The sequence below is a fragment of the Streptomyces sp. Q2 genome, from assembly GCF_056820935.1.
In genome coordinates, this window is the sequence record NZ_JBXEJE010000052.1 from 1 (window position 1) to 12599 (window position 12599).

The window sequence follows — 12599 nt, forward strand, 5'->3', positions numbered from 1 at the left end:
GGGCGCCCTGGCCGGCGCCACCCACGGCGCCGGTGCGATCCCGGCCGGCTGGGCCGCCGCGATCGGCCCGGCCCGCGGCAGCTGCCTGCCGTCCATGGCGGGCCACCACGTCCTGGACGTGGCGGAGCTGCTGACGCCGGGCGAGGACGGGCGATGGGGCGCGGGGGGCTTCGTACCGAGCGAGATCCCGATCGAGAGCGTGAACGAGATCCTGAACGAGACGGAGGCCCTCTCATGACCCCGCCCATCCCCTGGGACGAGGGTGCGGCACCACAGCTGCTCGCACCCGCGACCCCCGACGGCGAGGAACCCCCACAAGGGCCACTCGCACCCGAGGACGAAACCCGCACGGGCGGTGCGGGTGGGTACAAAAAGGCCGAAGGCGAAGCCGAGGTCCAGGCAACCCATTACCGCACCCCACCACGCCGAATCGAGGGCCTCCTGCTCGGCCTGGCGGCAGGCGACGCCGCCGGCTGGCCCGCCGCCCGCCACCGAGCCGCCCGCATGCCCGACTGGACCCGCCGCCTGACCCGCGAACTCGACACCTTCGCCGAACAGAACGCCACGACCACCCTCCCCGTCCCCATCGCCCTGAACCAGCCCCCCGAACCCCTCCGGCTGGGTCCCTCCGACGACGCCGAGTGGGCGGTCTTCACGGCGGAAGCGGTCCTGCGCGCCGGCGACGACACCGTCCTCGGCGACCTGAGCCGGCAACGCCGTACCCGCGCCGCCATCGACCTGACCTGGAGCGCCCTGGCCAGCGAGGTCGCCGCGGCGGCCGACCGTGCCCCCGAGATCGAGTCCGCGGTGATCCCCCTGCGCGCCCGCATCTCCGTCCGCGCCGGCCTCGGCAACCTCGCCACCGGCCTGCGCCCGCCCGCCACCGGCCACGACAACCCGCACTACTTCGACGACGCCGCCTGCGTACGGGCCTGCGTCCTGGCCGTGGCCCACCCCGGCGACCCCCGACTCGCCGCGGAACTCGCCGAGTTCGACGCCCGCTACACCCAGGACGGCGACGGCGTGCACGGCGCCCGCGCGATGGCCGCGGCACTCGCCCTCGCCCTGGGGGGAGCCGGCGTACAGGCATGCGTCACCGCCGCACTCGCGGAACTCCCCGAGTCCACCGAGATCGGCCGCAACGCCCGCGAAGCCCTCAGGCTCGCCCAGGACGCCGAGAGCGCCTTCGCCCTCGTCCCCCTGCTGGAACACCAGATCGTCGACCACGTCTACAGCTACGGCATCGCCGCCGCCGAGACGGTCCCGGTCGCCCTGGCCCTGGCCTGGGCGGCGAAGGGCCGGATCGCGGAGGCGGTACCTGCGGCGGCCTGCCTCTCCCGGGTCGCCGACTCGGCGCCGGCCCTCGCGGGCGCCCTCACCGGCGCCCTCGGCGGCGGCGTGTCGATCCCCGCCTCCTGGCGCGACAGTTGCCGCACCCTCTCCGGCTGCGTACTCCCCCGCCTCACCGGCACGGACCTGGTGGAACTCGCCGAACTCCTGGAAGCCGCACAACCGGCCCCACCAGAGGGATGATTCGGGGCATGACACCCAAAGAGGAAAAAGCTCCCGCGTCGGGTCTGGACGAACGCATCACCGCCGCCCTCGTCGGGGCGGCCGTCGGCGACGCGCTGGGCGGCCCCGTCGAGGGCTACTCCCCCGAGCAGATCGTCGAACGCCACGCCGGCCGCGTCCACGGCATCGTGGGCCCCTGGAACGGCGACGCCTGGCGCACGGCCCGCCCCATCGCGCCGTACCACAAGGGCGACGGCCACGTCACCGACGACACCTTGATGACGCACGCGCTGGTGCGGGTGTACGCGCGGGTCCGCGACCACCTGGACGCGTACGCGATCGCGGACCACCTGGTGCCGGACCTGATGACGAACCCGCGCTGGATCCCGGAGCTGGAGACGGAGGCACTCCCGCTGCAGCGCGTCTTCCTCGCGGAGAAGTGGCTGGTGGCCCGTCTCCACTACGGCCACGTCGACCCCCGCGAGGCCGGCGTCGGCAACATCGTCAACTGCGGCGCGGCGATGTACATGGCCCCGGTCGGTCTGGTCAACGCGGCCAACCCGGCGGGCGCGTACGCCGAGGCGCTGGACATCGCGGGCGCTCATCAGTCGTCGTACGGCCGTGAGGCGGCGGCCGTCTTCGCGGCGGCGGTGGCGGCGGCGAGCACACCCGGCGCGACCCCGGACTCGGTCGTCTCCGCCTGCCTCGCGCTGGCGAAGGACGGCACCCGGGCGGCCATCGAGGAGGTCTGTGAAACGGCCTCACGGCACACGGACTTCGAGTCCGCGCTTGCCCCGCTGCGCAAGGCGGTGGCCCCGTACGACACGGTCGGTCCCGACTACCGGCAGCCCTCGCTCGGTGCCCGCCGCCCCTCCCGCCTGCACACGATCGAGGAACTCCCGATCGCCCTGGGCATGCTGGTGGTCTCCCGCGGCGACTACCGTCACGCGGTCCTGGGCGCGGTGAACTACGGCCGCGACTGCGACTCCATCGCCACCATGGCGGGCGCGATGGCAGGCGCCCTCGGCTCCCCGGTCCCTCAGGACTGGGCGAAGCAGGTCTCCGAAGCCAGCCGCCTGGACCTCTGGGAACCGGCCACCACCCTCACGACCGTCGCCCGCGAGATCTTCCGGCGGGACGTGACCCGCCGCCGGTCCCACGAGGCGGCCCTCACCGGACTCGGAGCCTGAGATGCTCCGCCTCACCTGGGTCCAGCCCGAGGACCTGATCGGCCACGAACTCCACCAGGCGGCCCAGGACGGCCGCGAGCCGTCGGCGATCGCGGCGAGATGGAGAGCGGCGGGCGGCAGGGACGCCCCTCTGCGCGCGGGCGCATCGCCGGAACCGGCGTCGAGATACCTACGGCAGCTCGCCGAGGACCTGCTGGACGAACTGGCGGACCTGCCGAGCAAGTTGGCGGACAACGAGCCCACGGACCTCGCGAGAATCAAGGCCGGCTGCCCGGCCTGGCCCACACAACCTCCCCCGCAAGCTCCGGCGATCGACGCCACCCCCGCGGCGACCTCCGCCCAGGCCCGCCTGGAAGCCGCCTGGCTGGGCAGAGCCGTCGGCTGCCTCCTCGGCAAACCCGTCGAGAAGCTGCCCCTCGACGCCATCCGCCAACTGGCCGGATCCGCCGGCAACTGGCCCCTGAACACCTATTTCACAGCCCGGGGTGTCCCCACCGAACTCCTGACGCAGCACCCCTGGAACCGCCGCTCGGCACAAACGTCCCTCGCCGAGAACATCGACGGCATGCCGGAGGACGACGACCTCAACTACCCCCTCCTCAACCTCCTCCTGCTCCAACGCCACGGCAGGACCTTCACCACCAAGGACGTCGCCTCCCTCTGGCTCGACGAACTCCCGGCCGGCCGCACGTTCACCGCCGAACGCATCGCCTACCGCAACCTCCTCACCGGCCTGGAACCCCCGCGCACGGCCCGCCACCGCAACCCCTTCCGCGAATGGATCGGCGCCCTGATCCGCGCCGACGTCCACGGCTGGACCAACCCCGGCGACCCCGCGGCCGCCGCGGAACAGGCCCACCGGGACGCCACCCTCACCCACACCGCCAACGGCGTCTACGCGGCGATGTTCGTCGCGGCCACCATCGCGCAGGCAGCCACCGGCACCCACGACATCCACACCTGCCTGCGTACCGGCCTCACCGTGATCCCCCCGGCCTCCCGGCTGGCGAGGGCCGTCACCCACGCCATCCAACTGGCCCAAGCGCACGACGACTTCGACGCGGTCGTCGACACGCTCCACGCCACCCACGCACCGACCCACCACTGGGTCCACGCGATCCCCAACACCGCCCTGATCGCCGCCGCCCTCACCCACGCGGACGGCGACTTCACCGGCTCCATCTGCCGCGCCGTTTCCGGAGGCTGGGACACCGACTCCAACGGCGCCACGGCCGGCAGCATCGCCGCCCTCCTCGCCGGCACCCCCGCCGCCCTCCCCGACCGCTGGACGGCCCCCCTCAAGAACCGCCTGTCCACCTCCGTCGGCGACTTCAACGGCACCGGCTTCGACACCCCGGCCCGCCTCACCCACGAGCTCACCCACCTGGAGGCACCCCGCCCATGACCCACATCGCCGTGCTCGGCAGCACGAACAGGGACCTCGTCGCCCACGTCGGGAAGGCGCCTCAGCGCGGTGAGGCCGTGACGGGCCCCGTGCAACGCCCGGGCGCCTCGGCCTCGATGCCGTACCGGTCCGAGATCGAAGCGGGGTGCACCACATGACGACAGACCACCACACGACGGCTGCCGAGTTCACCACCGCAGACCGGCCCACGACCGCCACCCCCCTCACCGGCCTGCGCGTCCTCGACCTCGCCACCCTCTTCGCCGGCCCGCTCGCCGCCACGATGCTCGGCGACTTCGGCGCGGAGGTCATCAAGGTCGAGCACCCGGCCAAACCCGACCCCTCCCGGGGCCACGGGCCGTCGAAGAACGGCGTGGGTCTGTGGTGGAAGCTGCTCGGCCGCAACAAGCGCACGATCACGCTGAACCTCTCCAAGCCGGCCGGCCGCAGCACCCTCCTGCGTCTCGCGGCGACCGCGGACGTCGTGATCGAGAACTTCCGCCCCGGCACCCTGGAGAAGTGGGACCTCGGCTGGGAGGAACTGTCGGCCGCCAACCCCCGCCTGGTCCTCACCCGCGTCACCGGCTTCGGCCAGTTCGGCCCGTACGCCCACCGCCCCGGCTTCGGCACCCTCGCCGAGGCGATGAGCGGCTTCGCGGCGATCACCGGCGAACCGGACGCGCCCCCGACACTCCCGCCGTTCGGCCTGGCCGACTCGATCGCGGGCCTCGCCACGGCGTACGCGGTGATGACGGCACTCGCCGCCCGCGACCGCACCGGCGAGGGCCAGGTCGTCGACATGGCCCTGATCGAACCGATCCTGATGGCCCTGGGCCCGCAGACCCTCTGGTACGACCAACTGGGCCACGTCCAGCCGCGCACCGGCAACCGCTCCCAGAACAACGCCCCGCGCAACACCTACCGCACCGCGGACGGCACCTGGGTCGCCGTCTCCACCTCCGCCCAGTCGATCGCCGAGCGCGTGATGTGCCTGGTCGGCCGCCCGGACCTGATCGACGAGCCGTGGTTCGCCACCGGCGCCGAGCGGGCCGCCCACTGCGACGTCCTCGACGAGGCGGTCGGCTCCTGGATCGCCGAGCGCACCCGCACCGAGGTCCTCGCGGCCTTCGAGAAGGCGGAGGCGGCCGTCGCGCCGATCCAGGACGTGAGGGACGTGATGGCCGACCCGCAGTACCAGGCCCTCGACACCGTCACCACGGTCGACGACCCCGAGCTGGGCCCCCTCCGCATGCAGAACGTCCTGTTCCGCCTCTCCGCCACCCCCGGCGCGATCCGCTGGACGGGCCGCCCGCACGGCGCCGACACGGCGGAGGTCCTGGCCGAGCTGGGCCTGACACCGGCGGACATCGACGCCCTGCGGGAGGACGGCACCGTATGACGGCACCCCCGCTCACCTGGCTGTACGTCCCCGGCGACCGCCCCCGCGTGGTCGCCAAGGCCCTCGCCTGCGGCGCCGACGTCGTCGTGATCGACCTGGAGGACGCGGTCGCCCCAGGCCGCAAGGAGTACGCCCGCGAGGCCACCGCCGAATTCCTCTCCGAGCCGCAGCCGGTACCGGTCCACGTCCGCGTGAACGCCCTGGACGGACCGCTCGCGGCGGCTGATCTGGCGGCGGTGGCGGCCCTCCCGGGCGTCTCGGGCCTCCGCCTCCCGAAGGTGACCTCCCCCGGACAGATCGTCCGCGTCGCCGAGGGCACGGTCCCCGCCGACGGCGGCGCACCCCCGCTCCACGCGCTCCTGGAATCGGCCCTGGGCATCGAACTCGCCCACGCCATCGCCACCGCACACCCGGCCCTGCGCGGCATCGCCGTCGGCGAGGCGGACCTCCGCGCCGACCTGGGCCTGCGTGACGACTCGGGCCTCGACTGGTGCCGCTCCCGCGTGGTCGTGGCCGCGCGTGCGGCGGGCCTCGCCCCACCACCCCAGTCCGTCCACCCCGACATCCGCGACCTGGACGGCCTCGCCGCCTCCTGCCTCCACGGCCGCGCCCTCGGCTTCCTCGGCCGCGCCGCCATCCACCCCCGGCAACTGCCGGTCATCGAACGGGCCTACCTGCCCACGGAGGAAGAGATCGAGGAAGCGGAGACGATCGTCAAGGCGGCGACCACGGACCAGGGTGCCCAGGCGCTGCCGGACGGAAGATTCGTCGACGCGGCCGTGGTCGCGGTAGCGCGACGCACGCTGTCGCTGGCCCACCGCACATGACGGAGGGCGCCCGGAGATCCCAGGGCGCCCTCATCCACGTACGACCGACCGTCAGGTCTTCTTCCCCGACCCGGCCTCGTCCTTGACCTCGTCCTTGGCCTCGGCGTCGGCTTCCGTCTTGGCCTCGGCTTCGGGCTTCTCGTCGGCCTCGGCACCGTCCTCGGACTCGTCGCCGGAGGCACTGTCACCGTCGGCGGGCTCGGCGCCCGGCTCGACCACCGTCTCCCGGCCCGGCCGCTTCTTCGCCGACAGCACGAGGTAGACCACCGCGAGCAGGAACACGATCATCGCGGTCCAGTTGTTCAGGCGCAGGCCCAGGATGTGGTGGGCGTCGTCGACACGCAGGTACTCGATCCAGAACCGGCCCACGCAGTACGAGGCGACGTACAGCGCGAAGGCCCGGCCGTGCCCCAGCGTGAAGCGGCGGTCGGCCCAGATGACGAGGAGGGCGACACCGACGCACCACAGCGACTCGTACAGGAACGTCGGCTGGTAGTAGCCGGGCACCCGGCCGTCCGCGGACGAGGTGATGTGCAGGGCCCAGGGAAGGTCGCTCTCCTTGCCGTACAGCTCCTGGTTGAACCAGTTGCCCCAACGGCCGATCGCCTGGGCGAGGGCGATACCGGGGGCGAGGGCGTCGGCCCAGGCGGGCAGCGGGATGCCCCGGCGCCGGCAGCCGATCCACGCGCCCACGGCACCGAGCGCGATCGCGCCCCAGATGCCGAGACCGCCTTCCCAGATCTTGAAGGCGTCCACCCAGTCGCGGCCCTCGCTGAAGTACAGCTCGTAGTCCGTGATCACGTGGTAGAGCCGGCCGCCGACCAGACCGAACGGCACGGCCCAGACCGCGATGTCGGCCACCGTGCCGGCCCGCCCTCCCCGGGCGAGCCAGCGCTTGTTGCCGAGCCAGACGGCTACGAAGACGCCGATGATGATGCAGAACGCGTAGCCGCGCAGCGGAATGGGTCCGAGGTACAGCACCCCGCGCGACGGGCTGGGAATGTAGGCAAGTTCCATGGCAGGGTCGACGCTACCGTGCCGGACCGGGCCCACGACGGGCAGCCCGGCTACGGGTCCATAACGGGCGGGTGTGAAAGGCCCTCACCCGCTGGTCACGCCGTGTCGGCCTCCTGCACCAGCTGCTTCAGCTTCGCCGGGGTCATGGTCTGGTCCTGGTAGATGTTCTTGCCGTTGAGGATCACGGTCGGCGTGCCGCTGAAGCCGCCGTCGCGGAAGGCCGCGGCGGACTTCTCGACCCAGCTGTTGTGGGTGCCCTTCTCGACACACGTACGGAACGCGGCCGTGTCGAGACCGTCGACCTTGGCCGCCAGTTCGATGAGCTTGCTGTTCTGGGCGAAGGCGTCGTCGGTCTCCGCGGGCTGGTTGTCGTACAGCACGTCGTGGTACGCCGTGAACTTGCCGACGTCCTGGGCGCAGGCCGCCGCGTTGGCGGCGTTGCGGGAGCCGGTACCGCCCATGTTGCCGTCGATGATCGTCGCCAGGTGGTAGTCCACCTTCAGCTGCCCGGCGGCCGTCAGCTCGTGGATCGCCGGCCGGTACGCCGTCTCGAAGGCCTTGCAGGCCGGGCAGCGGAAGTCCTCCCAGACCGTGAGCGTCGACTTGGCGCTTTCCTTGCCGACCGGGATGGCGAGGCTGTCCTTGCCCTTGGCCCCCGAGGGCACCACGACCGGGCCCGCGGAGTCGCTGCCGTCGTCCTTGCCCACGTTCGCCGCGACCACGCCGATCACCGCCGCGAGACCCAGGACGCAGACCACGCTCGCGCCCACGATCAGCACCCTGCGCCGCTTCTCCGCGGACTTCCCTCTCTCGCGCTCTTCCGCCAGCCGCTCCCGGGCGGTGCGCTTTCCCTCTCGCTTCTTCTCGCTCACATCCCGCAGAACGAACCGGGGAGGCGCACCGCGCCTCCCCGGTCCCAGGTCCACCCGTTCGAGTGACCTGTATGACATGTCCCGCCTTGCTACGCCTTTCCGCGCACGCCCTTGGCGAGTTCACCGGCGAGCGCGCGGACCGCCTCGACGCCGGCCGCGTCGTCGGGCGCGTCCAGCATCCGCTTGACGAAGGCCGAGCCGACGATCACCCCGTCGGCGAAGCCGGCGACCTCGGCGGCCTGAGCCGCGTCGGAGACGCCGAGCCCGACACAGACCGGCAGGCCGGTGCCGGTGGCCCGGGTGCGCTGCACCAGGTCCTGGGCCTGCTCTCCGACCGACGCGCGGGTGCCGGTGACGCCCATCAGGGAGGCGGCGTAGACGAAGCCGCTGCCCGCCGCGGTGATCTTGGCGAGCCGTGCGTCCTTGCTGCTGGGTGCGACCACGAAGACCGTCGCGAGCCCGTGCTTCTGCGCGTGCTCCCTCCACAGCGCCGACTCCTGCACGGGCAGGTCGGGCAGGATGCACCCGGCGCCGCCCGCCTCGGCAAGTTCGGCGGTGAAGCGCTCGACGCCGTAGCGGTCGATCGGGTTCCAATACGTCATCACGAGCACCGGCTTCCCGGTCGCCCCGTGGGCCTCACGGACCGTCCGCATGACGTCCGCGATCTTGACGCCGCCGCGCAGGGCGATGTCGTCCGCGGTCTGGATGACCGGGCCGTCGAGAACCGGGTCACTGTGCGGCAGGCCCACCTCGACGATGTCCGCGCCGCCGTCGAAGACGGCCTTGATCGCCGCGATGCCGCCGTCCACGGTCGGGAACCCGGCCGGGAGGTAGGCGATGAGCGCGGAACGCCCCTCCGCCTTGGCGGCGGCGAGGGTGTCGGACAGCAGTTGGATGTTCCCGCTCACTTGGCGTCCCCCTCGATCTCAGCGGTGTCGGCGTCCTGGTCGGCGGCGACCTGGGCGTCGGTGTCGTACAGGTCGAAGTAGCGGGCGGCCGTGTCCATGTCCTTGTCGCCGCGGCCCGACAGGTTGATCACGATCAGCCCGTCCTTGCCCAGCTCCTTGCCGACCTCCAGCGCACCGGCCAGCGCGTGGGCGCTCTCGATGGCAGGGATGATGCCCTCGGTCCGCGACAGCAGGCGCAGGGCCTGCATCGCCGCGTCGTCGGTGACCGCGCGGTATTCGCCGCGGCCGCTGTCCTTGAGGTAGGCGTGCTCGGGGCCGATGCCGGGGTAGTCGAGTCCGGCCGAGATCGAGTACGGCTCGGTGATCTGGCCCTCCTCGTCCTGGAGGACGTACGACCGCGAGCCGTGCAGGATGCCGGGCTCGCCGGCCGTCAGGGTCGCCGCGTGCTCGCCGGTCTCCACGCCGTGCCCGGCGGGCTCGCAGCCGATGAGGCGTACGTCCGCGTCCGGGATGAAGGCGTGGAAGAGGCCGATGGCGTTGGAGCCGCCGCCGACGCAGGCGATGGCGGCGTCGGGCAGACGTCCGGCGCGCTCCAGGATCTGGCGGCGGGCCTCGACGCCGATCACCCGGTGGAAGTCGCGCACCATGGCCGGGAAGGGGTGCGGTCCGGCCACGGTCCCGAACAGGTAGTGGGTGCGGTCGACGTTGGCGACCCAGTCGCGGAACGCCTCGTTGATCGCGTCCTTCAGGGTGCGACTGCCGGACTTCACGGCGATGACCTCGGCGCCGAGCATGCGCATCCGGGCCACGTTGAGCGCCTGGCGCTGGGTGTCGATCTCCCCCATGTAGATGGTGCACTCGAGCCCGAACAGGGCGCAGGCGGTGGCGGTCGCGACACCGTGCTGGCCGGCACCGGTCTCGGCGATGACGCGGGTCTTGCCCATCCGCTTGGTGAGCAGGGCCTGGCCCAGCACGTTGTTGATCTTGTGCGAGCCGGTGTGGTTGAGGTCCTCGCGCTTGAGGAACACCCGGGCGCCGCCGGCGTGTTCGGCGAACCTGGGCACCTCGGTGAGGGAGCTGGGCCGGCCGGTGTAGTGGACGAGGAGGTCGTCGAGTTCGCGCGCGAACTCGGGGTCCCCCTTCGCCTTCTCGTACTCGACGGCGACCTCGTCCACGGCGGCGACGAGCGCCTCCGGGATGAACTTGCCGCCGAACGCGCCGAAGTAGCCTTCGGCGCTGGGGATCTGACCCTCGGGGTCGGGGATGAAGAACTCGCTGGGCATGCTGGAACCTCACGGTGAGTGTGGGGAAGACACTGATCGCCGTGGGGCGGAGGTTGTCAGTCGACTGCGCGACCGTTGTGGCCGGTCGCGCCCACGCGGCGGAGCCGCATGTTCAGAACTGTCCCGCGCCCCTGAAGGGGCGCTGCCATCGCATGCCGTTCACCTGGCCCGGCTCGTCGCCGATGACGTACCGCACCCGACGCCCGTGCACCCGGCGTGCGGGCGCGCGGCAGCCGCGGGGCCGGCAGCCGCGCGCCAGGCGGGCGTACCGGTCCGGGGTCGGCAGGGTGGTCGAGAGCGTCATCGGAGTCAGCTTAGCGGTCCCGTCAGCCCCGGCCGTGCCGGAGTGCGGGGTGCTCGCCCGCCGCCACCAGGTCGGCGACCGCCGTCTTGGGGTCCTTGCCGGTCACCAGGGACTCGCCCACCAGGACCGCGTCCGCGCCGGCGTTGGCGTAGGCGATGAGGTCGTGCGGGCCGCGGACGCCGGACTCGGCGATCTTGACGAGGTTGTCCGGGATCTCCGGTGCCAGCCGCTCGAAGGTCGTGCGGTCGACCTCCAGCGTCTTCAGGTTGCGCGCGTTGACGCCGATCACCTTGGCGCCCGCGTCCACCGCGCGCTCCACCTCGTCCTCGTCGTGCACCTCGACGATCGGGGTGAGCCCGATGGACTCGGCGCGCTCGATGAGGGACTCGAGGGCGGGCTGGTCCAGGGCGGCCACGATGAGCAGCGCGAGGTCGGCGCCGTAGGCACGGGCCTCCCACAGCTGGTACGAGGTGACGATGAAGTCCTTGCGCAGCAGGGGGATGTCCACGCGCGCGCGGACCGCTTCGAGGTCGGCCAGCGAGCCGCCGAAGCGGCGCTCCTCGGTCAGTACGGAGATGACGGCGGCGCCGCCCGCCTCGTAGTCGGCGGCGAGGCCGGCCGGATCGGCGATCGCGGCCAACGCGCCCTTGGACGGGCTGGAGCGCTTGACCTCGCAGATGACCTTGACGCCGTCGCCCCGCAGTGCGGCGAGTCCGTCCTTGGCCGCGGGAGCCTTCGCCGCACGCTCCTTGAGCTCGTCGAGGCTGACGCGCGCCTGCCGTTCCGCGAGGTCGGCACGGACTCCGTCGATGATCTCGTCGAGCACACTCACGCGAGCGGCCCCCTTCCAGACGGTTGACTGTTCAAGCGGTTGGACTTCTGTCACCGGACCGTATCGTCGGACGAAACCGGTGGTCACTTCGATGGTATCCGCAGGAGGGCGTAGGCCTCGCATCCGGTTGACGCCGGTCCCACTACCTGGACCTTTGCGAATTGATCAAGGATGTAGCCAGCCACCGAACGGCAGGTTCCGGACAATCGTGAAGACCAGCACCAACGCGCCGAGACTCCACAGCTGCACCGGCCGGAGAACGATCCTCGACGGCCGTCCGCGCACCGCACGGACCACCCAGACGGTCCACATCACCGCGAAGGCGAAGTAGCCGACGACGGCCAGGGCGTTGTCGCCGAGCGCCGCGACGAAGTCGCCGTGGACGAAGGCGTGCGCGCTGCGCAGCCCGCCGCACCCCGGGCAGTAGATGCCGGTGAGGCGCAGCAGCGGGCAGACCGGGTAGTGGCCGGGCTGGTTGGGATCCACGGTGCCCACGTACGCGAAGGCCCCGACGACCGCCGCGAGCACTCCCGCGGGCACGGCCAGCCGGCCCAGCACGCCCCCGTCGGCGGCGTCGGAGGGCGATGTCGTCCGGGTGCTCCGGCTGTCGGCGTCCACGCTCGCATTGTGCCCTGTACGGCCCCCTGGACGCGCGTGAGGGGCGGCCCCGGCATCACGCCGGGCCGCCCCTCCACGAAGTCGTACGCGATCAGCTCTCGACGCTCGCGGGCTCGCGCTTCTCCGCCTTCTCGTGCACCGGGTGGTTGCTCTTCGGCTGGCCCAGGCCCATCGCCCGCATGATCCAGCCGACCACGCCACCGAGGACCACGATCACCATGCCGCCCCAGAAGCCCGCCGGCTCGGCCAGCACCATGAAGGCGCCGGCGACGGTGAAACCGATGAAGGCGATGATGACACCGGTCCAGGCGGCCGGGGTGTGACCGTGGCTGCTGCCCGCCATGACTTGCTCCTCGTTGCTGTGTACGTGTCTGAGCCGGACGCTCATGGTCCATTGTTCCGCACGCGCGCCTGCCGGGTGCCCGGGGGTCG

General features: G+C 72.3%; 14 protein-coding genes and 1 pseudogene. 7 read left to right on the top strand and 8 right to left on the bottom strand.

Annotated features, from left to right (window positions below; all coding sequences use genetic code 11):
• The 7 genes and pseudogenes from ACWBNA_RS40420 to ACWBNA_RS40450 all read left to right on the top strand — a co-directional run.
• A pseudogene (locus ACWBNA_RS40420) lies at nt 1-238 on the top strand (hypothetical protein); the annotation flags it as partial.
• A complete protein-coding gene (locus ACWBNA_RS40425) occupies nt 235-1533 on the top strand; it encodes an ADP-ribosylglycohydrolase family protein (protein ID WP_482709553.1) in 1299 nt (432 codons plus the stop codon). The pseudogene ACWBNA_RS40420 and the gene ACWBNA_RS40425, both read left to right, overlap by 4 nt.
• An 8-nt stretch (nt 1534-1541) precedes the next feature.
• Entirely contained in the window at nt 1542-2702 is a 1161-nt protein-coding gene (locus tag ACWBNA_RS40430; protein WP_482709554.1) for an ADP-ribosylglycohydrolase family protein, read from the top strand.
• A 1-nt stretch (nt 2703) separates the two neighbouring features.
• Nucleotides 2704-4107 (top strand): ADP-ribosylglycohydrolase family protein, encoded by a 1404-nt coding sequence (locus tag ACWBNA_RS40435; RefSeq protein ID WP_482709556.1) that lies wholly within the window; start codon nt 2704-2706, stop codon nt 4105-4107.
• On the top strand, nt 4104-4265 hold the full coding sequence (locus ACWBNA_RS40440) for a hypothetical protein (protein ID WP_482709558.1): 162 nt from the start codon (nt 4104-4106) through the stop codon (nt 4263-4265). The genes ACWBNA_RS40435 and ACWBNA_RS40440 overlap by 4 nt, the downstream gene beginning before the upstream one ends.
• Nucleotides 4262-5506 carry a CaiB/BaiF CoA transferase family protein gene (locus tag ACWBNA_RS40445; protein WP_482709559.1) on the top strand — a complete coding sequence of 415 codons (1245 nt, stop codon included), beginning with the start codon at nt 4262-4264 and terminating at the stop codon, nt 5504-5506. The genes ACWBNA_RS40440 and ACWBNA_RS40445 overlap by 4 nt, the downstream gene beginning before the upstream one ends.
• Nucleotides 5503-6333, top strand: a complete 831-nt coding sequence (locus tag ACWBNA_RS40450; RefSeq protein WP_482709560.1) for an HpcH/HpaI aldolase/citrate lyase family protein — start codon at nt 5503-5505, stop codon at nt 6331-6333. Before ACWBNA_RS40445 ends, ACWBNA_RS40450 begins: the two co-directional genes overlap by 4 nt.
• A gap of 51 nt (nt 6334-6384) precedes the next feature.
• Here ACWBNA_RS40450 and lgt read toward each other — a convergent pair whose 3' ends face one another.
• The 8 genes from lgt to ACWBNA_RS40490 all read right to left on the bottom strand — a co-directional run bounded on the left by lgt (nt 6385) and on the right by ACWBNA_RS40490 (nt 12510).
• Nucleotides 6385-7350 carry a prolipoprotein diacylglyceryl transferase gene (gene lgt, locus ACWBNA_RS40455; RefSeq protein WP_482709561.1) on the bottom strand — a complete coding sequence of 322 codons (966 nt, stop codon included), beginning with the start codon at nt 7348-7350 and terminating at the stop codon, nt 6385-6387.
• A gap of 95 nt (nt 7351-7445) precedes the next feature.
• Nucleotides 7446-8222 (bottom strand): DsbA family protein, encoded by a 777-nt coding sequence (locus ACWBNA_RS40460; protein ID WP_482709562.1) that lies wholly within the window; start codon nt 8220-8222, stop codon nt 7446-7448.
• 89 nt (nt 8223-8311) lie between these two features.
• Nucleotides 8312-9130: a tryptophan synthase subunit alpha gene (gene trpA / locus ACWBNA_RS40465; protein ID WP_482709564.1), complete on the bottom strand. Its 819-nt coding sequence runs from the start codon at nt 9128-9130 to the stop codon at nt 8312-8314.
• Nucleotides 9127-10413, bottom strand: a complete 1287-nt coding sequence (gene trpB, locus ACWBNA_RS40470; RefSeq protein WP_482709565.1) for a tryptophan synthase subunit beta — start codon at nt 10411-10413, stop codon at nt 9127-9129. The genes trpA and trpB overlap by 4 nt, the downstream gene beginning before the upstream one ends.
• Before the next feature lie 112 nt (nt 10414-10525).
• Nucleotides 10526-10717, bottom strand: coding sequence for a tryptophan biosynthesis modulator TrpM (gene trpM, locus ACWBNA_RS40475; protein ID WP_482709567.1), 192 nt, complete (start codon nt 10715-10717; stop codon nt 10526-10528).
• A gap of 22 nt (nt 10718-10739) precedes the next feature.
• Nucleotides 10740-11549, bottom strand: a complete 810-nt coding sequence (trpC, locus tag ACWBNA_RS40480) for an indole-3-glycerol phosphate synthase TrpC (protein ID WP_482709568.1) — start codon at nt 11547-11549, stop codon at nt 10740-10742.
• A 165-nt stretch (nt 11550-11714) separates the two neighbouring features.
• On the bottom strand, nt 11715-12167 hold the full coding sequence (locus tag ACWBNA_RS40485) for a DUF2752 domain-containing protein (protein ID WP_482709569.1): 453 nt from the start codon (nt 12165-12167) through the stop codon (nt 11715-11717).
• Between the two features lie 91 nt (nt 12168-12258).
• Nucleotides 12259-12510: an HGxxPAAW family protein gene (locus tag ACWBNA_RS40490; RefSeq protein WP_482709570.1), complete on the bottom strand. Its 252-nt coding sequence runs from the start codon at nt 12508-12510 to the stop codon at nt 12259-12261.
• Nucleotides 12511-12599: the final 89 nt, after the last annotated feature.